Source organism: Legionella sp. PATHC035 (genome assembly GCF_026191115.1).
In the GTDB taxonomy this organism is placed as follows: domain Bacteria; phylum Pseudomonadota; class Gammaproteobacteria; order Legionellales; family Legionellaceae; genus Legionella.
Genome location: NZ_JAPHOT010000001.1, coordinates 2230743 through 2251818, shown reverse-complemented (window position 1 = coordinate 2251818; position 21076 = coordinate 2230743). Strand labels below are relative to the sequence as shown.

The following is a 21076-nucleotide window of genomic DNA, read 5'->3' as shown; positions in this document are numbered from 1 at the left end:
AGGAAACCATGTATCTTAATTATTATAGATTCCGCCTTTCAGGTGACGCCCAACTTTTCGCCCAAGAACAAACTGCAGCCAAAATCGAACAAATTTTACATGATACCCACAACCTGGAGTTTATACGGGTAGCAATCGATTTGGCTGATCCTAATCCCAGCATCAGCTTTTTATGTAAATCCTCAAATACTCAAGCGTTACAAACTTCAATAGCTGAGCGTCTAATTAAAGAAGGGATCGCATTAACCGAATTGATGGAGAATGAAACCCTCTGGTATGATAAGGGAACGCCACATGAAGATCCTATACCTGCTTCCAAACCTGGACATGCTGAACATCTTAAAAAGAAACGAAAAAAACGTAACCCACATGAGCATGCCAATGCCGATTATCATGAGCAGTCTTTAGACCATGTTCAGGGCCATCATCATAGTCAGGATCATAGTCATGAGCACGGCCACCGTCATGGTCAGGGGCATACTCACAGCCACAATCATGGGCACGGTCACAGTCACAATCATGGGCATGATCATTCTGATGAGGATGGCCATGAAAATCATTGGCTTAAAGCTGCATTAGGTTTGATTTGGGGGATAGGTCTGCTCGCTCTTTCTATTGCCAGTTTTAATATTCCTCTAACAGCCTATATTCTCATAACTGGCCTTACCACTTTGATGACCCTATATTTGGGATATAATGTCTATAAATCAGCATGGTATTCATTGCTTGAAAAGAAATGGGATACCACGGCTTTATACTCGATCAGCACTTTAACTATCGTCGCTGTGTCGCTTGCAAGCCTGTTTGTTCCAGGACTCCCTATGATGTTCGAGGCGGCTCCGTTAGTTTTGGGCTTTTGGCATTTAGGCGAAGGAATTGAACATACCTTAGTCGGTGCCATTGAAAAAAAATTGGATGTACGTGATTGTTTGCCTCAATTAGTCCTATTAAAGGGTAAACCCAATAAAGAAATTTCTGTCCGAAATTTAATTCCTAACGATAAGATCATTATTAGAAAGGGAGAGGTGATTCCGGTTGATGGAATATTAACGCAAAAAGCATTACTTTATACGACTCGAATTGATGGCTCTCCCGAGCTTAAGGAGTTCAAGCCTGGGGATGAGGTGAAAGCCGGCATGCGCTTAGCCGATCATATTCCTTCCTTGGAAATGCGCGTGACAACAACCTATCAAAAATCCTACCTGTCATTAATTGCAGAAAATATTGATAAAGCCAACGATGAGAAAGCACCCGTCGAGCTATTTGCAAATCAGGTAGTGAAATATTTTGTTCCTGGTTTACTCCTGGTTGCTCTAGTTTCGGGTATTGTCATAGGTTCTCTGGTTAATCCCGCTCTTGCTATTCAATGTGTGATCTCCGTGCTTGTCAGTGCATGCCCCTGTGCTTTGAGTTTGATTACACCGATGGCAGTTAAAATCGGCATGAAAAAAGCCTCTGAAAACGGAATTCAGTTTAACAATGGAAGAGATTTGCAAGCAGCAGCGGATATAGATACCGTTGTTTTTGATTTAAATGGCACCCTTACCCAAGGAAAAAGTGTGGTGCAATCACTAAAGATTGACGATACAAAATTTTTGCCTCACCTCGCTTTATTAGAAAGCCAGTCCGATCATCCGATGGCAGCAACGATTCAGACTTATATAGCAGGTCAAGGTATTGTTACAGACAAGCAGTTGCAAATAACTTCCGTTGATAAAAGTTATCATTCTGGCATCAAAGGGGACATTGATGGCGAACCATTCATGGTAGGCAATAAAGAGATGCTGCTTGCGAATGGAATTACCACGATTAATGAACCTTATAATGATCCTAAAAAGGGTTCTGTTTATATTGTGCGCGGCACCCGAGTCATAGGGCAAATTTCTTTGTTTGATCCTCTACGTGAAGACGCTGTTGCTACTGTAGAACAACTAAAAGAGCTTGGAAAAACAGTACACATTTGTACCGGAGCAGATCAAGACACCGCAGAAAAATATGCTGCACTCCTGGGTATTTCCCCCCAAAATATTAGTGCAAATACAGTAGGCACGGCCACTAAGCCCAATGAGAAACCTAAGAAAAATTACATTCAAGAGCTAAAACGCAAAGGATATAAAGTGGCGATGGTAGGCGATGCCGCCAATGATCTTGAAGCCTTTGCATACGCTGATCTCGCCATTGCAGTTAAGTCACGAATTGGAGATAAGGTCATCCAACAAAAAGCAGGTATCGTCATTCATCAAGGCGTATTATTTCCTATCGCCACTGCATTTGATGTGGCGGCAAAAACAAAACAAAATATTGCCCAAAATTTGTTTGTGAGCTTAACTTATAACTCTGTCATTACTCTAGTGGCAGCGGGATTGTTTGTGGCCATTGGCTTTGCGCTGAATCCCATACTCGGTGTTGCCATGATGGTGCTTGAATCGGCTATTGTCTTAACCAATTTATACCGGTTTAAACAACAGGAAGTTGTATTAGCAGAAACGAATGAAGGAACCACACTCGATTTAGCAACGCCTAAAGAGAAAACCTTTAATCCTTTGTCTGCATTAGGTTTTCCCCCTCAACCTCAAAAAGATTTAACACATAGCGAGGACCCTCAAGTGATGAGACCTTACGTTAAAAATTTATTTGCATCTGCAGAGCCTAATCCGGTTTCTCATTCACTCAAATCAAACTCCCACGAGAACTTATTCAAGCTCTGTTGACGACATGGAGCCTTGGACAGTCTTTAAAGCGCACATCACCATTTCAGGGGGGATAGACCTAGAAATGGTGTCTTTATTGCATACCCTTTTTAAGGGGCATTGGGTGGCAAATGCAGCGGGTTATCGTCCGAGAAAGACTCTTTTTTAATGTTCGCTCCACTAGCATTCGTACTGGGATTCCAAAAAAGAAATCGTCTGTCTGTATCGTCATTAGAAACTAATAGGCACTGCTCCTCAGGGAACTCTTCCCAGATCAAATGACAGGGCTCCTCAAGCTGATAGTCATTTAAATGAGTGCCTGCACGTAATTTATTTTTAAATCGATCCCCATACAAAACACACTGATAAACCGAAATAAATTTTTGATATTCACTAAAAGAAAACCGTTCGTAGTGGTTACTCCTACGAGCATAAAGAAGAAACATCAATTCATTCACTGCTGTTGATGACTGTAGATCCAGAGTGATTGATTCGGAACTATTTTTTTTATTAATTATAAGTTTCATGGATGACCATTTTCTCAATTGCCCCTTATCCCTTAATATATAATGGGAAGAAATCAATATCTAGTAACCCCAATGGTTCTGAACTGATTCAATCATGCCAGAAAATACCGTAGAGCAACCTATGAAACACAAATTCTGACAAGAAAAGAAAAGCAACATGTTGATCTTAGCTTAAGCGCTGAGCTTCTCGCCATCTCAGATCAACATGTTCAGATGCCTCAAATTTCGATACATTTATCAGGCCAAACACCACATTGAACTTGCCCAATATGCTTTTTTTGCAACAGAAGCATCACCAAACGCGATTGCCCTATGCCACCACCAATTGTTTGCGGCAAAGAACCAGAAATCAATCGCTGATGCCAATCATAATCCAAACGATGTTGATGACCTGTTAATGCCAATTGATATTTCAATATCGCTTCATTCACGCGGATACCCATGGAAGAGATTTCAAAAACATCATCGATGATGGGGTTCCATACTAGAATATCTCCATTTAAGCCGGTAAATCCCACCTCATTGACTGAGCTCCAATCGTCATAATCTGGAGCACGAACATCATGCGGTTTTCCATCTGATAAAGAACCGCCAATTCCAATTAAAAAAACAGCACCATATTTTTTGGTAATAGCCCGCTCTCTTTCTTTGGGAGAGAGATGAGGATATAGAGCAAGTAATTCTTCTGTATACATAAAATGGATGTATGAGGGTAGAAATGGAGTTAAACCATAAAGATCACTGACCGTTTTTTCCGTTTTTTTTATGGCATCATAGAGCTCGATGACCGTTTGTTTTAAATAATTCAAGCCACGGTCTTTAGATTCTATAACACGTTCCCAATCCCATTGATCCACTAATACAGAATGAGTCGCACTTAATACCTCTTCGTCAGGTCTTAATGCGATCATATGGGTATAAATTCCTTCTCCAGTTGGAAAAGCGAATTCTCCGAGTAACTTTCTTTTCCATTTAGCTAACGAATGAACGATCTCATAGGTACGATCCGGTATGGCTTTAACCTTGACCGCAACTGCTTGTTCAGTACCTGACAAATCATCTTGCACCCCATCACCGACACAAGCCAATAACGGTGCTTGCACTTCAACGAGGCCTAACCGTTGTTCGAGTTCACGAGAAAAAAAAGATTTCACAAAACTTATTTGTTTTTGCTTTTCAATAAATGCCTGTTTCATTCCACTACCCCACAATATAATTAAGTTGACATTATATTGTATTTTTCCATTATTTTTATTATCCAATTAAAATATGAATAGATATACAAAATAAAATTTAATAAAATAGCAAATAAATTAAATTATATATAAAAAAACACCATGAAAGACCTTGAAAATTATCAAATCGATGATCTTGACAAAAAAATACTCCAAGCATTAATAAAAAATGCACGTACGGCTTATGCAGAGTTAGCTAAAGCTTATGCTGTAAGCCCGGCTACAATTCATGTTCGCGTTGAAAAAATGCGACAAGCAGGTATTATTGAAGGGGTGCATGTGCATATTAACCCCAAACGGCTGGGGTATGATGTCTGTTGTTTTATCGGGATAACCCTGAATCATGCGAAAGATTACCAATCCGTCCTTAAAAAATTAGAAACGCTAGAAGAGGTCCTTGAGGCTTATTACACTATTGGGCATCATTTTAATATTTTTATTAAAGTCATGTGCCAGTCGATTGATACCTTACAGCAACTATTGGTGAATAAAATTCAGCTTATTGAGGAAGTGCAATCTACCGAAACCCTTATCTCCCTGCAAAATCCAATTATGCGCTCGGTTGTTCCTTAGCCCCAGCGTTCATTGGCGTGCATGATTTTAGGCTTTCCCATGCTTGCCCGAGAACATACGGTTGATTCTGGATGATAATCATAGCTTGCAACTCTAAGGTTTATTATTGAATAAATGGATAAATAATTTCATTTTCTGGGACAATGGATAGGACTCAAGCAGACGTAGGTCGGGTCTGGGCCCTACCATTCTTTGAGGCGCACCTAACCTCCTCTCAAACTCATAGACGATTATTTTTCAGGGTTTTTAACGGAATTCTCATTTGGAGGAACCACAATAGCAAAAGGCTCACTGGAACTGCCTTCGATGAAATTATTTAATAATTGCACTCGCACTAAAACTCTCATGGTTTTACTTTCCTCTGAACATTTTGTTTCTTGAGGTTCACGTTTACAATTTGCAACTTGATGTACCGTATCAATAGGACTGTTATCGCTATCGATCACTTTTTGGTGTTCTAAATCAATAAGAGTTAATGCCAAATGACTCAGCTTCCATTCATTTCCTTCCGCAGTGTACCCCACACGTCGTTCATGGACCAGGGTAACCTTTTGTCCTCTTTTAAGGGTGGTCTCATATTCCCATATTGGTTTTTCTACTGTTAACTCACTTTCTATAATATTATTTTTCTGTTGAAATGCTTTTTCCATGTTGAGATACCCCCATCCGTAGGTTCTATTCCACGCGGAGCCCATGATTTTAGTATGTCCAGAGTCTGCTGTACCGGCATCCGTCCAGGTATCTGCACTGTTAATAAGCAAGGCTTTGATGGCCATAGGATTTGTAATTCCTGCATCCTGTAATAACAAAGCAGAAGCACCTACATGCGGTGCTGCAGAACTGGTGCCCCCCATGAGGCGGTATCCATCTTTATACTTCATCGCATTCGAATAGACAAAGCCATAAACTTTGGGATCAGGAGCGCATGTAAAGGTATCATGACCTGGGGCGGTTAAATCAGGTTTACGTCTTCCAAATGGTGTAGGCCCTCGACTGCTGGTTTCCCTTATACGATGTTTGCTCCTATCTGCTGTTTTAACAATAACCGAATCATTTTCGGTAACCACTGTATTCATATTGGCAATTGTCAGTCCATTGTAATTATCACCAGGAACGGTTAGCGTGGAGGCAAAAGTAAATTGATGGGCTGGCTCTATGTATCCAGCATTTCCCGCTGATTTTACCCAAAGGATTTTTTGGGTGTTCACCACATAGTCTATGACTTTTGCGAGCCCGCTCCATTCAGGACACACAGGACAATTTAAATCCAGTCGACCATTTCCCATACTGTAATTAATAAGCGTCGGCTTCACTTCAGAACGGTTCACCATCCAATCCAAAGTCTCCATAGTTCGCATAATATTTGTGGGATCCCCGGTTTCCTCTCCAGCTAACCCAGAAATGATGGTAGATACTCCATAAGCCATGCCTTTGTATTTCTCATGGTTACTCGCATAAATACAGGCTACCCCTGTTGCATGGGGTTCTTTTACGCCATTAAGATGATTTGAGTACCCAGAACCTACATCTTGCTGCGCGATTAATTTTTTGTTGGATAAAGAGGGATGCAAGGGATCTACACCAGTGTCGATGATGCCAACAATTCCTTTTTGACCAGTATAACCATGCGCCCACCAATTATTTACATTCGGGTAAAAAGATGAAGGCGCCAATTTGATAACCTGGGCATTAACATCCAACTCCGGTGAGGCTGCGGCATGTGAAGAAATTTGTGCCGCTGCATCTAGATGAGCAATTTGATAGAGTATGTTGCGATCCTTTGGAACTTGTAGTGCGACTGCGGGCATAAACCCTAAATCTTGTATCTTCACATCCGGAATTTTTTTTATTTCTTCGATAAACGATTCTTTTTCCACTTGATTATGCAAGAACACCAGAAGTGATAATGTGGCCTGCTTTGAACCTTTGGGATATTTAAACTTTTGAAGTACGTCGGCATCGATAATTGCCTTAGCGAGAAGAATAGGACTTACAACGACTAACATCATTGCAAGATAAAATCTTTTGAATGTATACCCCATAGAGTTCCTCATCGGCGCGGTCTAAAATAATAAATAATTGTTACCTTCCTGGTTGGCAAATTATTGTTATTCTTTGCATCCACAAAAGAATTTTAAAGCAAGGGGTGAAAAGAGGAAAGCGGTCTCTATAAAAAAATTCTGTCGATACAATAATATAGCGTCAAACCAAGTATTATCTGAGATTTCAAGGAATAAAATTTATTGTCTAAGCCTGGGGAATCCCATTCTTTTTTAGAGTTAGCTGGATATTACGAGTAGTGAATTTTAATCGTAATGGCATCGTTGCAATTACTGCATAAACAGTAGCTTTGATATTTCTTCGCTGGCAGAAAGACACCATGCAATGTTCAGTGCATCGGTATATTGCAAGGGCTTGATGATGCAGCCTGATACATGTAACTCACTTTTAGCAATTTTTTCTTTAGTCGTATATTCACCGGTAAGTAAAAAAACTTTAACTTTTTCAAAATCAAACGTTTTTCTTACTTCCTTCAAAAAATCGATACCATTCATCTTGGGTAAGTTGAGATCTAGCAATATCACCTTCGGGTTAATTTTTTGCTTGCCATGACGTCCATACAACATATCCAGGGCTTGTCTCGCATCCCTGGCTATAGCAATATTCACCTTTTTTTCCATTTTGGCAAATACATGTTGCATCGCTTCAATGTCAAAAATATCGTCTTCTATATATAAAATATCCACGTCCATAGTCAGAATCTCCTATCGTTTCGCAGAAGCTAAAAATCCTTCTTATACTTTATATTATAATATACCTCAGAATATTGAGCGCCCCGACTTGTGGATTATTAGAACTCCGTAGTTATTGATCCCAGTTGAATTCTGATTTTGAACACGCAACTGAATCAACCATCGTGTTGGAATCAGTTGATTGCTGTTGAGATGCCGGTTTCCAAAACATATCTCTAGGTTGAGAAATTTGGTGTTTCTTTAGAGTCTTACCTTTTTCATCGACAAGCAAATCAATTAATTTATCATTTGAACTTGCTTGTGGACGTCTTAGATTTGCAAATTTGGCCGATAATCTTATTTTTTCATTTAAAGGCTGAATGAGACTAAAATAATCCTTCAAATGTTGATCAAGATCCTCTGCACATGATTTAAATGTTTTTAAATAGTTGCTCAAACAAAGATCTGAATCCATTTCCACAAAAACCTTGATATCAAATTTTGCTCGTAATTTTTCTTCTAAAAAAATATCAGGCCCAAAAACAATCACATCACGCGGTGCATTCTCAATTGCAGAGAGGAGTAACTCTAGTGAATTAAAGCGAGAACTGTCAATGAGCACGGTGGTTTCTTGATTTAATAAAGAATAACATCGCTCACTGAGTCCCTTAAAATCACTACCTATAGGCCCACAAAAAGCCAGTATTGTCATTGTAATTGCCATGATGATTAAAATAGCGGCAATGATACCTTGTTGACAGCAAATTGAAAACCATTAAATCAAATGATAAGCAACAGTAGGTAACGGATGATTTCGACTGTTCTTAAAAGATTTTATTTAAAGGTTTATCATGGATCCTTTCGCGCTGCCATTTATATTATCCATGGGATCAAATCTTAAAACCCGATAAGATATATCTTGCCATCAGGTTAGCGTAATTACCCAATGGCTTTTCAAATCTGCCCAACATTGGAATGGAATTCTAATTCATTAAAAAAGGAGTTTATTATGAAAATAAGCTGTTTATTAGGTACTTTGTGTTTATCACCCCTTCTTGCTTTTGCTCATTCGGATCCCGGTTTCGATGGTCTTATTTTTTCTCCAGTAACCAACAATAAAAATACCGTAGTCAGACATTATAGTAATGAGCAGGTAAGACCCAATTTGCAACAAATGACTCAAAGAACTGTTGATTTTCCAACTCAAATCGTACGGGTTCGTGGGAATGTCAAGGGAATGGGGCTCAGTTGCGAAGAAGTGGAAAATGAAATAGAGCGTGTTTTTTCAAAAAAAATTACCCCTGATTTATTTACTTACAACACTTATATCAATTGCAGTTATGATCAGGAGAGCCCGGATGAAGAAGCGGTAAGTTTTTCTATCCAGAGTTATTTTGATCCATTAACCGATAAAGCCGTTGATTATTTAAAAGCCTATCTGCAAGAATATAATGGATACAATTTATTTAATACATCAGCATTGGACTTTGAGAGCGCCAAAGGTGTTATTGTATCGATGAATCTGAATGCAGGTTTAAAAAACAACCCCAACCAAGTTCCCATGATGCTTTACCGTCAGGATCGGAACAATCTTTATTTTAAAAGTAATTTTGACATGAGAAAGGAATTAATTGCGGATATTTATCAACGATTTTATTCGAACAACCCCGAGGTGATTCTACCCTTTTTAGACCAATGGTTTTTCTCTTCTGCGGGCACCATTTATCACTCGATTTTAAAGGCATCCAATTATCTTGAATTACAACCCGAGCGTATCTTTGTGATGGAAAAGGAAGGAGATATCTTTGTATCGGATTTAAGATTTTATTTCGCCAACCTGTGTATGAAGAGAAACCCGAACAAATATTGCCTGTAATGAATCGTTGAGAACCCGCTCGGATAGGTTGGGCTAAAGCCCAACCTATCGACAACAATTTATCCTTTATGAAATAACATCGTTACATCAATCGGATCAAAGGTATATTTCTTATTACAAAAATCACATCGGATGGCCACTTCACCTTGTTCTTTTAATAATTCTTGTGCCTCTTCCTCACCTAAAACATTCAATACCTGTTTCATCTTCTCCAGGCTGCAGCGACACTTGAACTGCGTTTTACGGCTATCAAATATCCGTACTTCCGTTTCATGATAAAGACGATGCAGCAAGGTTTCATTATCTAAAGTCAAAAGCTCAAGTTCACTGACTGTTTGACCTAATTGGACCGCATATTCCCAAAACTGTTCTCTTTGTATCGTATCTTGGCCTGGCATTAATTGCAGTAACATCCCCGCGGCTGCGCTCTCATTAACAGCCAACCAAACACGCGTCGATACTTGTTCGGATTGAGCAAAATAATTCATTAGATTCTCACCCATGGATGTTGATTCGATAGGAACCATGCTTTGGTAAGAGTTCGTTTGATTGTTTTGATTAATGGTAATGACCATCTGTCCTTCGAGAAAAGCGGTAGCGTACTCTTTTGTTTCCAGATTTTCAGCAAATTGAGCAAAAGCTCTCACATTAAACTCATGGTCACATTGTACCAATAATAGAGGAAGTCGTTTATCGCCCTGAAATTGCAAATTTAAACTGCCTTGAAATTTAATACTCGATGCCAAAAGCAGACAGGAAACGATAGCCTCCCCCAACAAATTTTTAACCATCGGAGGATAGTGCCGTTGGCTCATAATTGTTTGGAAAGTATTTTCAATATGGACAATTTCACCACGGATATTGGCATGCTCAAAAATAAAGCGTTGTAGGGTATCAGATTCTTTCATAACAGACTCAAATAAAATAACGGCAAACCACAAGAGGACTGTGGGCATGCAGAGTATAACATAATTTTTTTATAATTTTCCTGGAGAAAAAATTATCTTGAACTATGCTTTTAGAACCTACTCTGAAAATTTAAAGGACTAAATCATGATAGATAAAAACATACTAGCCCCCCTTTTTAAAACGATTGATAAAGTTGTTTTTGGTATTCAAGAACCAAAGGAGCCTGAAACCAAACCCGAATTCATTGAAATTGATAGTGAAGAAGAGTTTGATGTCGAACGCTCCATGAATTAGTAGTTGATTCAATTGCCTAAGCGGGCAATAATTGCTCTTTTTTGAGTGAGAACCCCTTAAGATGTTGAATAGCCAACAAATGGCAGCAGTACGTTATATTGATGGACCATTATTAGTTCTTGCTGGAGCTGGAAGCGGTAAAACACGAGTCATAACGCAAAAAATAGGCTATTTGATTAATACTTGCGGCTACGCCGCCAACACAGTATGTGCCGTAACGTTTACGAACAAAGCAGCCAATGAAATGCGTGCTCGCGTTGCTGCCGTCCTGCCAGCAGCAAATCGCCGAGGTTTAAAGGTAGCAACCTTCCATACTTTAGGCTTAAGTATGATCAAACATGATCTTGCTTTATGTGATCTGAAAAAAGGCTTTTCTATTTTTGACAGCGAAGATTGTTTACAAATCCTAAGAGGTTTTTTACCTACCAATAAAGCAACAGAACGCGAATTTATTCTCCAAATTCAACAACGAATTTCGCGCTGGAAAAATGATTTTCTCACGCCGGAGCAAGTCGTTAAAAACCCTTCCGATGCACCCTATTATGAAGAAGCCGCCCTACTGTACCCGCGTTATCAGCAAGCACTAAAAGCCTACAATGCGGTTGATTTTGATGATTTAATTCGTCTTCCCGTTAGTCTATTGACCGAACATCCATCAGTAACCGAATATTGGCAAAACAAAATACGCCACTTATTAGTCGATGAATACCAAGACTCCAATACCAGCCAATATCTTTTGGTAAAAAAAATAACTGGGATTCAAGCGCGTTTCACTGTAGTGGGTGATGATGACCAATCAATTTATGCCTGGCGAGGTGCTAAACCTGAAAATTTGCAACAATTACAGCAGGATTACCCTCAATTAAAGATAATTAAGTTAGAGCAAAACTACCGTTCAACGAACATTATTTTACATACCGCCAATCACCTTATTGCCAACAATCAACATCTGTTTGAAAAAAAATTATGGAGCGAGTTCGGCCAGGGCGAACTGTTACGGGTTATTCGTTGTAAGGATGAGAATGATGAAGCAGAGCAGGTGGTTGCGGATTTAATTAGCCATAAACTACGCGCCCGAACAGAATATGGTGATTACGCCATTTTATACCGCGGTAATCATCAATCACGCGTGTTTGAAAAAGTACTTCGCCATTATGGTATTCCTTATAACATCAGTGGTGGTCAATCGTGGTTTGCCAAAGCAGAAGTCAAAGATGTGTTTGCCTACTTGAAATTATTGTGCAATGAGGCAGATGATGCCGCATTTTTAAGAGTCATTAACACGCCTAAGCGTGGCATAGGCGAGTCCAGCCTTGATGCCTTAGGACATTATGCTCAAAACCGAGGGATTAGCCTTTATAATGCAGCAGATCATCTTGCCCTCAGTGAGTATGTCGCAGAAAAACCTCGTGCTGCACTGCTTGTTTTTAAGTCTTGGATAGAAGAAATCAAAAAACGGTTAATCAATGGATCGATCATTGAGCTTTTAAAACAAATGGTCGAAGACAGTGGTTATGAGGCCTATATTTACGAACAATGTGACACTCCAGCAAAGGCTCAGAAAAAGATGGACAATGTCTGGGAGTTATTGGAGTGGGTAGGACGTTTGTTAACTAAAAATCCAGAACAAACATTAGCTGAAGTCATCAACAAATTAATTTTGATCGACATATTGGAACAAGCAGATGAGCAAGACAATCAGACCTTACAACTGATGACCTTACACGCATCAAAGGGATTAGAGTTTCCTTACGTTTATCTGGTGGGCATGGAAGAAGAGTTATTACCCCATCGAGTGAGCATAGACGAAGAGCAAATTGAAGAAGAACGACGTTTGGCTTATGTTGGAATTACACGAGCACAAAGGGGATTATGTTTTACCTTAGCCAAACAAAGACGTCGGGCCGGAGAATTGCAAGACTGTTTACCCAGTCGATTCCTGGATGAGCTACCCCCTGAGCATTTAGAGTGGTTTGGTAAAAATGTGGAACGCTCCGAAGAGCAATCAAAAAATTTGGCTAAATCGCATTTAGCCGGACTGAAGAGTTTATTGAGTGAATCGTAGCTTGAAGTCTGGGATAACGAAGTTACGCAAGACCTCCCTTCTTCTCTGGGAGGAAGGTGCCCATAGGGCATATGTGGGACACCCTCACCCTTTTTCTCACCTGAAAGTGGGAGCGAGGATTTTTTAAATTTATCTCTTGTTGATATACTGAACCCATGAGAAAAAATATTATCCTATTCATTGTCTCTTTTGCCATGTTCATGGAGGCAGTGGATACGACCATCATCAATACCGCAATTCCCGTGATGGCGCAGAGTTTAAATGTCAATCCGGTGGATTTAAAATTGGCGCTGATTAGCTATCTGTTGAGTTTAGCCATTTTTATTCCCATTAGTGGCTGGATCGCTGACAAATTTGGTATAAAAATCGTTTTTATGACGGCGATCTCGGTCTTTACTTTGAGCTCCATCTGGTGCGGATTCACCAATAATTTATGGGAATTAATTACCGCACGTATCGTTCAAGGTTTAGGTGGCTCATTAACGATGCCCATTGGCCGTCTGATTATTTTACGAACCTGTGAACGGCATGAGTTAATCGCCAAAATGAGTATCGTTGTCATGGTTGCCTCCTTAGGCATGATGCTGGGGCCATTATTAGGAGGAATTATTACCTATCGCTTTTCCTGGCGGTGGATTTTTTGGGTTAATATCCCTGTCGGAGTACTTGCAGTAGGTTTATCAAGTAAATTATTACCTTACATGCCCCCTAGCCCTGTTCCGCCACTGGATAAATTGGGCTTTATTCTTTTTGGCAGTGGCCTGGCTACCTTAACCTTCGGTTTATCGATGGTTAGCGAATCGACTGCAACGGCAACCGAAATCATTACGGCACTTTTTATCGCATTCCTTTTATTGGGAGGGTATACCAAGCACTCTCATAATAGAAAGCATCCTATTGTTAAAGTAGAACTGTTCCATATCCGTACATTTTCGATTTCTGTTGCAGGAAATTTATTAGCTCGCCTCAGTTTTGGAGGTGTTCCTTTTTTATTGCCCCTACTCTTACAAATTGCTTTGGGTTATACACCTCGCCTATCCGGTCTATTGCTTGCCCCAATTGCTGTAGGCGTTTTTTTGGTTAAACCCTTATCAGTCCATATACTTCGCTGGCTTGGCTATAAAAATTTACTCATTATAAATACAGTCCTAGTGAGTATGTCTCTTTGGTCCTTTTTTTACATTAACCAATTTACTTCAGTTTATGTCATCGCCTTTTTGACCTTTATGTATGGATTTTTCATCGCCTTACAGTACACGGGGATGAACTCACTCGCATATGCCAACATCTCAGAAAACAATATGAGTGCGGCAACCAGCATTATGAGTACCACCCAACAATTAGCTCAAAGTTTTGGTGTGGCAATTTCGGCAGTCTTGCTTAGTTTTTTCACTTATAAATATTCCGTACATCATGTTTTATCAATTCATATATTTCATGAGACGTTCCTCATGCTTGGCATTCTGACTTTTTTTTCAGGGCTCATTTTTACTTTTTTAACAAAAGAAGATGGGCTTGAGTTGATTGAAACTCCTGAAAAGAGAACTTTATAAGGTTTTTAAAGCCATCCTGCATGCTTTTCATTGAAAACGGCTAAAAGATTGTAAAGTATTAGAATTTTTAACCAAAATCCACTATGATGGTGAGGCATTATTTTCTGTTTTTGCGTTAAATGAAAAAAAAGTTAAAAAAATTTAATAAAAAAACAGCACAATTAATAAAATAATGCTACAATGTGCTGGTAACAATTTAGGAAATTAACATGTCAGAAAAAATTCGCGGTACAGTAAAGTGGTTTAATGAGTCCAAAGGTTTCGGTTTTTTAGAAAGTGGCGGTAAAGATTATTTTGTGCATTTCAGTGCAATTTTAGGCAGTGGGTTTAAAACTCTTGCTGAAGGTGCAACAGTAATGTTCAAGCCAAGCAACGGACAAAAAGGTCCTCAAGCTGAAGAAGTTGAAGTAGTCTAAATCATTTACTAAACCCCCTATTTGCTTAAAATATGACAATATTTTAGTGGATAGGGGGTTTTTCTTTTTAAAAATTCTTCATACACTCCGTTGTAAAACCCAGTGCGTCTAAATAAGTTACTCTCAATGCCCAGTATTTTCATATACTCCCCCCTGAAGACTGGACTAATTACTAAAATAAGCAATAATACAAATACACATCGCCCATAATGGAGCATATGAATCTAAAATTCTCGGTAAACGGTTCCTTGATACAGGGCGCCCATTTACCGTCGACCCCAAATACTACAAGGAGACGTATATGAGTAAAAAAATAGCGGTCATCGTTGGCAGCTTACGCAAAGAATCTTACAACAGAAAAATGGCAAAAGTGCTTATTTCTCTTGCACCTCAATCTCTAAGTTTACACATTGTTGAAATTGGTGACTTGCCATTATATAACCAAGACCTGGATGACGAAAATCGACCTCCTGCTGCCTGGGTTCAATTTCGTGAACAAATGAAAACCTACCAAGGGGTGTTATTCGTCACTCCAGAATACAATCGTTCGGTTCCAGGTGTGCTTAAAAATGCAATCGACGTAGGCTCTCGTCCTTATGGAAAGAGTATTTGGAGCAAGCTGCCAGGAGCCGTAATCAGCGTATCACCTGGAGCGATTGGGGGGTTTGGCGCAAACAACCACTTAAGGCAATCATTTGTCTTCTTAGATATACCAACCCTTCAACAACCAGAGAGTTATATCGGAGGAGCAGGAGATTTATTTGACGCACAAGGGAACATTACTAAAGAAGACACACAAAAGTTCCTGAAAAAATTTATAGACGCTTATGCCGATTGGGTTGAGCTTAACACCAAAGGCTAGTTCATAACGAATTCAACCATGCCTGGGCTCCGCCTTTTATATGATCACGTAAAAGTAGGCCGCGTCTATTAGTCTATTGAATGATAACCTAAAAGTAGGTCGGGCCCCTGGCCCGGCAAGATCATGCACCAAAGCCAACTAATTCAGGTCAAGCAGCCAATCTTATATTTCCAGAAAATGTGCCCGTTAATTGATGGCTATTGCCTGCAGAAATTGTCGGGCCAGGGCTTGACCTAGCTTTCTGGATGTAATAAGTATTTGAAGAACTCCCTTCTCCCCCAGGGGGAGAAGGTGCCCGTAAGGGCGGATGAGGGTATGCAGCACTGAATGCCCCTCAACCCTGCCAACGCTCCACTATTCCCACATCGATATTAAAGAGATCAAGTATTCTTCCCACACTGTAATTCACTATATCGTCAATAGTTTCTGGCTTAGTATAAAATGCAGGCATTGCAGGACAAATGATAGCACCTTGTTGGGTCAGTGATACCATGTTTTGCAAATGTCCTAAATGCAAAGGAGATTCACGCGGCATAATCGCTAGTTTTCTTCGCTCTTTTAGAGTCACATCTGCTGCTCGACCGATGAGATTATCACTGGTTCCATGCGCAATAGCTGCCAAGGTCTTCATGGAACACGGGGCAATGATCATGCCCAATGTTTGAAAAGAACCGCTGGCAATACTCGCCCCCACATCATTCCAAGAATGATAGACATGAGCTAATGCCTTCAATTCAGTAAGGGATAAATTAGTTTCATATTTTCGCGTCAGTTGGGCTGATTTACTGACTATCAAATGCGTTTCAATTGACGTCAGTTTGAGGAGTTCTAAAAGACGTATCCCATAAATCATGCCTGATGCACCAGTAATTCCAATAATTATTCGCTCTGTGCTCATAAGTTGTTCCTCGCAATTGAAGCAATTAGGTTTTCAGGCAAAAAAACAGTATAATTATTTCACAAAATACGGTCGTCACAAAGTAAATAAGTGGAAAATACAGACATAAAAAGTTAAATTGCACGGATGACAACGAACAGTAAAAAATAAGAGAGACAGATTATGCAAATTACAGCAATCTCAGACGATAGCATAGTAAGTTCATTCCCGATTGCGATCATCACCAGTGTGTTTAATCGTCAAGTCACGAAAGCGCTGCAAGAAGGGGCTATATCGCAGCTTCTGAAACGTGGCTTTAATGAACAAGACATCAGGTTATTTGAAGTTCCCGGAGCAGTAGAAATTCCTTTAGTTGCAAAACGCCTTGCCATGCAAAAGTCGGTACAAGCAATTATTACCTTAGGTGCAGTCATTCGTGGTGAGACCAGTCACTATGATCTGGTATGTCATATGGTGAGCCAAGGATGTTTACAAGTCTCATTAGAGTATAATATGCCTGTTCTTTTTGGCGTACTGACGACAGAGAATGAAGAGCAAGCATGGGATAGGTTAGGTGGAAAAGCCGGACATAAAGGAGTCGATGTAGCCAATGCGGCCATATCCATGCACCAAACATTAGGTCAATTGTAAAACAGGCAAAATCCATGACGAATAACTATGAGCAGTTCGAACAACGCAAACAAGATCACATTAAATTAGCCTTAATGCCCGAAAACCAAACTGCAGAGCTGAGTACATTTGATAGCATCCATTTAGTCCATGATGCCCTACCCGATTTAAATTTTGATGAAGTGAGTATCAAAGGATCTCGATTTGGTCAGGTCGTGGAAAAACCTTTTCTTATTAGTTCCATGACCGCAGGTCATCGTCGTGCAAAGCACATTAATCATCATTTGATTGAAGCGTGTGCGTTGAATGGTTGGGCGATGGGTGTAGGCTCACAAAGACGTGAGCTCACGGATCCTAAGGCCGCTTTTGAATGGCATCATTTACGTCGTGATTTTCCCCAAGTCAGCTTATACAGCAATTTAGGAATTGCCCAATTAATCACATACTCTTTAAGCGATATCCAACGCTTAACCGATGCCTTGCAGGCTAATGCTTTAATTATCCACTGCAATCCCTTACAAGAATGTATGCAGCCGGAAGGAACAACAGACTATAAAGGGTGCTGGCATGCTTTAGCTGATGTAGTTAAAAATCTTCCTTTGCCTGTTATCGTTAAAGAGACCGGTTGTGGGTTTTCACGTGAAACCATGAGGCGCTTAAATGAAATTGGTATTGCCGCAATTGATGTAGGTGGCTTGGGAGGAACCCATTGGGGACGGATTGAAGGACATAGAGCAACGCATGACCCCATTCGGCAACAAGCGGCGATTACTTTTCAGAATTGGGGAATTGATACCGTAACCTCGGTAAGGCACGCGGCAGAACTCAAACCCTCTTTTGAAATTTGGGGTTCAGGCGGCGTGCTGAACGGGTTAAATGCCGCCAAGCTGTTTGCGCTTGGTGCCACAACTGTCGGCTATGCTAAGCCAATGCTTGAAGCCGCACTAGAATCAGCAGAGCAAGTGAGTTTATGCATGCAAGCCATTGAATATGAACTTAAAGTAGCCATGTTTTGTACTGGCAGTCGCGTCTTAAGCGATTTGGCACAGAAACTGCGGTAATACGATATGAAGCGGGATTCCCATGTTCTTTTTGATTTATAATTCAACGGGCTCCAAGAATCTTTTACTGTTTAAATCTTGTAAGAAAGAGTGCAAAATCTTATGCTATTGTTCCTCAGAATAAAGAGCTGGATGCGGAGAAGTCATTTTGCTTAAGCGTTTTTTCGATATAGTGTTAGCGAGTATCTTATTAGTTCTATTTATGCCCATACTGGTTATTGTTGCATTGTTAACCCGTTATCACTTGGGTTCACCGATTTTTTTTCGTCAGGACCGTCCAGGACTGCATGGTAAGACTTTCCAGTTAATAAAATTTAGAACTATGAAAGAATTATACAATAAACAAGGTGAGGTTTTGCCGGATAAAGATCGAATAACACCCTTCGGCCATTTTGTGAGGGCCTCCAGTTTAGATGAGTTGCCTCAATTATGGAATGTGCTTAAAGGAGAAATGAGCTTTGTAGGGCCAAGGCCTCTATTAATAGAATACCTTTCTCTTTATAATCACGAGCAAAAAAGACGCCATAATGTGAAACCAGGAATTACTGGGTTAGCACAAGTCAACGGCCGTAATGCCTTAACTTGGGATGATAAATTTAAATTGGATTTATGGTATGTAGATCATCAATCTTTTTATTTAGATATTAAAATACTCTTATTAACCATAAAAAAAGTATTGATACGCGAAGGAATTACGAGCCAAGGAAGCGTAAGTAATGAAAAATTTACAGGAAATAATTCATGAAATCACTTGCCATTCTTGGTGCTGGTGGACATGCTAAAGTTGTAGCTGATGCAGCGCTTTGCTCTGGTTGGCAAAATATTTCATTTTTTGACGATAGATGGCCCCATATTGAAACAGTCGGACGACTGAACATTAGTGGAAATACGCAGTCGATTTTGTCGCGTGCCTCTGAATTCAATGGGGTTGTTATTGCTATTGGTGATAATGCAGTTCGCATGGAGAAAATGACCCTATTTTTAAATGAAAATATACCTATCGCGACCATTATTCATCCCTCAGCAATAATTAGCTCCTCAGCTCAGATCGCAGAAGGATCTGTAATTTTTGCCAGAGCAGTATTAAATCCAGATTGCATCATTGGGGCTGGAACCATTATCAATACTGGCGCAGTCATTGAGCATGATTGCCGTATTGGAATGTCAGTGCATATCTCTCCTGGTGTGAATTTAGCAGGAAATGTGCAGGTCGGAAATTTAAGCTGGATTGGCATTGGCGCTTGTGTTCGTCAAGGCATTAAAATTGGATCAGAAGTCCTGGTAGGGGCAGGTTCAGTTGTTGTGAATGACTTGCCAAATCATTGCACTGTTTTCGGTGTACCAGCAAAAATATATCAAGCAAATTCAAAGGATTAAACATGTTAAATACCCCATTTTCACCATGGCCAAACTACTCCAAAGAAGAAGCGGACTTAATCCATCAGGTTCTTCTCTCGAATAAAGTAAATTATTGGACTGGAAATGAATGCAGAGAATTTGAAAAAGAATTCGCAGCTTGGGTTGGCACAAAACATGCTGTTGCATTAGCTAATGGCACTATTGCTCTTGATGTCGCATTGAAAGCGATCGGCATTAAAGCAGAGGACGAGGTGATTGTGACCTCGCGCACATTCATTGCTTCGGCGTCCTCCGTTGTGACGTGCGGGGGGATACCGGTATTTGCTGATGTTGATGAAAACAGCCAAAACATTACTGCAGAAACCATTCGGGCCGTAGTAACTGCTAACACTAAGGCCATAATCTGCGTGCATCTTGCTGGTTGGCCTTGTGATATGGACCCAATTCTCGAATTAGCTAAAGAATTTAATCTCTATGTGATAGAAGATTGTGCCCAAGCTCATGGAGCCAAATATAAAGGTCGTTCTGTTGGTTCAATCGGTCACATCGGTGCCTGGTCATTCTGCCAAGATAAAATTATGACCACCGGAGGCGAAGGGGGCATGGTCACTACCAATGATGATACGCTATGGTCCTCTATGTGGTCTTACAAGGATCATGGAAAATCTTGGGATGCAGTGTATAACGAGGAACATGAATCCACCTTTCGCTGGCTACATCGAAATTTTGGTACTAATGGCAGGATGATTGAAATCCAAGCGGTGATTGGGCGTATGCAACTCCAAAAGATGCCGGTTTGGCATCAACAAAGGCTCGGAAACTTAAAACAAATTTGTGAAGTGGCCTCGACTTTGAAAGGATTAAGAGTACCGCAAATTCCCGATGAAATTACTCATGCTGCTTACAAATGTTATGTATTTGTAGAAGAAAGTCAGCTGGCAACAGGCTGGAATCGTTGCCGCATTTTAAAAGAGATAAATGATCGCGGGGTTCCTTGCTATCAGGGTACCTGTTCTGAAGTGTATTTGGAAAAAGCCTTTGATAATACGGGTTGGCGCCCTCAGAATCGGCTACCTGTTGCATCCAGGCTTGGGGAAACCAGCCTGATGTTTTTAGTGCATCCAAGTTTATTGAAATCAGAAATCGATAAAACATGCCAAGTTCTTGAAGAAGTCATGATGCAAGCAAGTAGGGTTTAAGCACCACCCCTCTTCAAGGTTTTTTTAAAGTTATATGGCCAAGGGCTCTCGCAGTTTGTTGCTTTGGCTCTTGAAGGCTAAATTGATTTGTGCCATCATCAAGCCAAAGAATTATTTGGCCAAATGGGATAATATGAGCACTATTCAAATCAAACATGCATGGATCGCGTCATTTTCTCAGAAATGTTCGTTCTAGTTAAAAGTTGTTCTTCTTTTTA

20 protein-coding genes are annotated in these 21076 nt (G+C 40.1%); 13 read left to right on the top strand and 7 right to left on the bottom strand.

What is annotated here, in order from left to right:
• Positions 1–8: 8 nt before the first annotated feature.
• A complete protein-coding gene (locus OQJ13_RS09915; protein WP_265710687.1) occupies positions 9–2711 on the top strand; it encodes a heavy metal translocating P-type ATPase in 2703 nt (900 codons plus the stop codon).
• Between the two features lie 89 nt (positions 2712–2800).
• Here the strand turns inward: OQJ13_RS09915 and OQJ13_RS09910 are convergent, their stop codons facing one another.
• Positions 2801–3217 carry a hypothetical protein gene (locus OQJ13_RS09910; protein WP_322783743.1) on the bottom strand — a complete coding sequence of 139 codons (417 nt, stop codon included), beginning with the start codon at positions 3215–3217 and terminating at the stop codon, positions 2801–2803.
• Positions 3218–3435: 218 nt separating this feature from the next.
• Positions 3436–4413: an aspartate--ammonia ligase gene (gene asnA / locus OQJ13_RS09905; protein WP_265710686.1), complete on the bottom strand. Its 978-nt coding sequence runs from the start codon at positions 4411–4413 to the stop codon at positions 3436–3438.
• Positions 4414–4554: 141 nt separating this feature from the next.
• On the opposite strand from asnA, the gene asnC reads away from it, so the two are divergent.
• The gene (gene asnC, locus OQJ13_RS09900) at positions 4555–5025 is read left to right on the top strand and encodes a transcriptional regulator AsnC (protein ID WP_265710685.1); all 471 of its coding nucleotides are present in this window, start codon (positions 4555–4557) and stop codon (positions 5023–5025) included.
• A gap of 230 nt (positions 5026–5255) precedes the next feature.
• Here the strand turns inward: asnC and OQJ13_RS09895 are convergent, their stop codons facing one another.
• From OQJ13_RS09895 to OQJ13_RS09885, 3 genes are all read right to left on the bottom strand, one after another.
• Positions 5256–7067: a S8 family serine peptidase gene (locus tag OQJ13_RS09895; protein ID WP_265710684.1), complete on the bottom strand. Its 1812-nt coding sequence runs from the start codon at positions 7065–7067 to the stop codon at positions 5256–5258.
• A gap of 288 nt (positions 7068–7355) precedes the next feature.
• Positions 7356–7778 carry a response regulator gene (locus OQJ13_RS09890; RefSeq protein WP_265710683.1) on the bottom strand — a complete coding sequence of 141 codons (423 nt, stop codon included), beginning with the start codon at positions 7776–7778 and terminating at the stop codon, positions 7356–7358.
• 112 nt (positions 7779–7890) lie between these two features.
• Positions 7891–8469, bottom strand: a complete 579-nt coding sequence (locus tag OQJ13_RS09885; RefSeq protein WP_265710682.1) for a uridine kinase — start codon at positions 8467–8469, stop codon at positions 7891–7893.
• 297 nt (positions 8470–8766) lie between these two features.
• On the opposite strand from OQJ13_RS09885, the gene OQJ13_RS09880 reads away from it, so the two are divergent.
• Positions 8767–9633: an Lpg0189 family type II secretion system effector gene (locus OQJ13_RS09880; protein WP_265710681.1), complete on the top strand. Its 867-nt coding sequence runs from the start codon at positions 8767–8769 to the stop codon at positions 9631–9633.
• Positions 9634–9692: 59 nt separating this feature from the next.
• Here OQJ13_RS09880 and hslO read toward each other — a convergent pair whose 3' ends face one another.
• Positions 9693–10541, bottom strand: a complete 849-nt coding sequence (gene hslO / locus OQJ13_RS09875; RefSeq protein WP_265710680.1) for an Hsp33 family molecular chaperone HslO — start codon at positions 10539–10541, stop codon at positions 9693–9695.
• A 145-nt stretch (positions 10542–10686) separates the two neighbouring features.
• On the opposite strand from hslO, the gene OQJ13_RS09870 reads away from it, so the two are divergent.
• The 5 genes from OQJ13_RS09870 (at position 10687) to OQJ13_RS09850 (ending at position 15732) form a co-directional block, all read left to right on the top strand.
• A complete protein-coding gene (locus OQJ13_RS09870; RefSeq protein ID WP_265710679.1) occupies positions 10687–10836 on the top strand; it encodes a hypothetical protein in 150 nt (49 codons plus the stop codon).
• Positions 10837–10897: 61 nt separating this feature from the next.
• On the top strand, positions 10898–12901 hold the full coding sequence (locus OQJ13_RS09865) for a UvrD-helicase domain-containing protein (protein ID WP_265710678.1): 2004 nt from the start codon (positions 10898–10900) through the stop codon (positions 12899–12901).
• Positions 12902–13056: 155 nt separating this feature from the next.
• Positions 13057–14454 carry a DHA2 family efflux MFS transporter permease subunit gene (locus OQJ13_RS09860; RefSeq protein ID WP_265710677.1) on the top strand — a complete coding sequence of 466 codons (1398 nt, stop codon included), beginning with the start codon at positions 13057–13059 and terminating at the stop codon, positions 14452–14454.
• Between the two features lie 209 nt (positions 14455–14663).
• Positions 14664–14870: a cold-shock protein gene (locus OQJ13_RS09855; protein ID WP_028382507.1), complete on the top strand. Its 207-nt coding sequence runs from the start codon at positions 14664–14666 to the stop codon at positions 14868–14870.
• 301 nt (positions 14871–15171) lie between these two features.
• Positions 15172–15732, top strand: a complete 561-nt coding sequence (locus OQJ13_RS09850; RefSeq protein ID WP_265710676.1) for an NADPH-dependent FMN reductase — start codon at positions 15172–15174, stop codon at positions 15730–15732.
• 334 nt (positions 15733–16066) lie between these two features.
• On the opposite strand, the gene OQJ13_RS09845 is transcribed toward OQJ13_RS09850, so the two are convergent.
• Positions 16067–16630 carry a UbiX family flavin prenyltransferase gene (locus OQJ13_RS09845; RefSeq protein ID WP_265710675.1) on the bottom strand — a complete coding sequence of 188 codons (564 nt, stop codon included), beginning with the start codon at positions 16628–16630 and terminating at the stop codon, positions 16067–16069.
• A 162-nt stretch (positions 16631–16792) separates the two neighbouring features.
• Between OQJ13_RS09845 and ribH the strand changes: the two genes are divergently transcribed.
• The 5 genes from ribH (at position 16793) to OQJ13_RS09820 (ending at position 20858) form a co-directional block, all read left to right on the top strand.
• On the top strand, positions 16793–17260 hold the full coding sequence (ribH, locus tag OQJ13_RS09840) for a 6,7-dimethyl-8-ribityllumazine synthase (protein ID WP_265710674.1): 468 nt from the start codon (positions 16793–16795) through the stop codon (positions 17258–17260).
• 14 nt (positions 17261–17274) lie between these two features.
• A complete protein-coding gene (fni, locus tag OQJ13_RS09835; protein ID WP_265710673.1) occupies positions 17275–18300 on the top strand; it encodes a type 2 isopentenyl-diphosphate Delta-isomerase in 1026 nt (341 codons plus the stop codon).
• A gap of 148 nt (positions 18301–18448) precedes the next feature.
• Positions 18449–19045, top strand: a complete 597-nt coding sequence (locus tag OQJ13_RS09830; protein WP_322783742.1) for a sugar transferase — start codon at positions 18449–18451, stop codon at positions 19043–19045.
• Entirely contained in the window at positions 19042–19677 is a 636-nt protein-coding gene (locus OQJ13_RS09825; RefSeq protein WP_265710672.1) for an acetyltransferase, read from the top strand. The genes OQJ13_RS09830 and OQJ13_RS09825 overlap by 4 nt, the downstream gene beginning before the upstream one ends.
• Positions 19678–19679: 2 nt before the next feature.
• Positions 19680–20858, top strand: a complete 1179-nt coding sequence (locus OQJ13_RS09820; protein ID WP_265710671.1) for a DegT/DnrJ/EryC1/StrS family aminotransferase — start codon at positions 19680–19682, stop codon at positions 20856–20858.
• Positions 20859–21076 lie beyond the last annotated feature (218 nt).

Excerpts from the sequence above, each read along its gene's own strand:
- OQJ13_RS09850 (WP_265710676.1), top strand. The coding sequence starts at position 15,172 with ATGAGTAAAAAAATAGCGGTCATCGTTGGCAGCTTACGCAAAGAATCT.
- ribH (WP_265710674.1), top strand. The coding sequence starts at position 16,793 with ATGCAAATTACAGCAATCTCAGACGATAGCATAGTAAGTTCATTCCCG.
- OQJ13_RS09855 (WP_028382507.1), top strand. The coding sequence starts at position 14,664 with ATGTCAGAAAAAATTCGCGGTACAGTAAAGTGGTTTAATGAGTCCAAA.
- OQJ13_RS09895 (WP_265710684.1), bottom strand. The coding sequence starts at position 7,067 with ATGGGGTATACATTCAAAAGATTTTATCTTGCAATGATGTTAGTCGTT.
- OQJ13_RS09915 (WP_265710687.1), top strand. The coding sequence starts at position 9 with ATGTATCTTAATTATTATAGATTCCGCCTTTCAGGTGACGCCCAACTT.
- OQJ13_RS09820 (WP_265710671.1), top strand. The coding sequence starts at position 19,680 with ATGTTAAATACCCCATTTTCACCATGGCCAAACTACTCCAAAGAAGAA.
- OQJ13_RS09845 (WP_265710675.1), bottom strand. The coding sequence starts at position 16,630 with ATGAGCACAGAGCGAATAATTATTGGAATTACTGGTGCATCAGGCATG.
- asnA (WP_265710686.1), bottom strand. The coding sequence starts at position 4,413 with ATGAAACAGGCATTTATTGAAAAGCAAAAACAAATAAGTTTTGTGAAA.
- OQJ13_RS09825 (WP_265710672.1), top strand. The coding sequence starts at position 19,042 with ATGAAATCACTTGCCATTCTTGGTGCTGGTGGACATGCTAAAGTTGTA.
- OQJ13_RS09880 (WP_265710681.1), top strand. The coding sequence starts at position 8,767 with ATGAAAATAAGCTGTTTATTAGGTACTTTGTGTTTATCACCCCTTCTT.
- OQJ13_RS09910 (WP_322783743.1), bottom strand. The coding sequence starts at position 3,217 with ATGAAACTTATAATTAATAAAAAAAATAGTTCCGAATCAATCACTCTG.
- fni (WP_265710673.1), top strand. The coding sequence starts at position 17,275 with ATGACGAATAACTATGAGCAGTTCGAACAACGCAAACAAGATCACATT.
- asnC (WP_265710685.1), top strand. The coding sequence starts at position 4,555 with ATGAAAGACCTTGAAAATTATCAAATCGATGATCTTGACAAAAAAATA.
- hslO (WP_265710680.1), bottom strand. The coding sequence starts at position 10,541 with ATGAAAGAATCTGATACCCTACAACGCTTTATTTTTGAGCATGCCAAT.
- OQJ13_RS09860 (WP_265710677.1), top strand. The coding sequence starts at position 13,057 with ATGAGAAAAAATATTATCCTATTCATTGTCTCTTTTGCCATGTTCATG.
- OQJ13_RS09870 (WP_265710679.1), top strand. The coding sequence starts at position 10,687 with ATGATAGATAAAAACATACTAGCCCCCCTTTTTAAAACGATTGATAAA.
- OQJ13_RS09865 (WP_265710678.1), top strand. The coding sequence starts at position 10,898 with ATGTTGAATAGCCAACAAATGGCAGCAGTACGTTATATTGATGGACCA.
- OQJ13_RS09890 (WP_265710683.1), bottom strand. The coding sequence starts at position 7,778 with ATGGACGTGGATATTTTATATATAGAAGACGATATTTTTGACATTGAA.
- OQJ13_RS09885 (WP_265710682.1), bottom strand. The coding sequence starts at position 8,469 with ATGACAATACTGGCTTTTTGTGGGCCTATAGGTAGTGATTTTAAGGGA.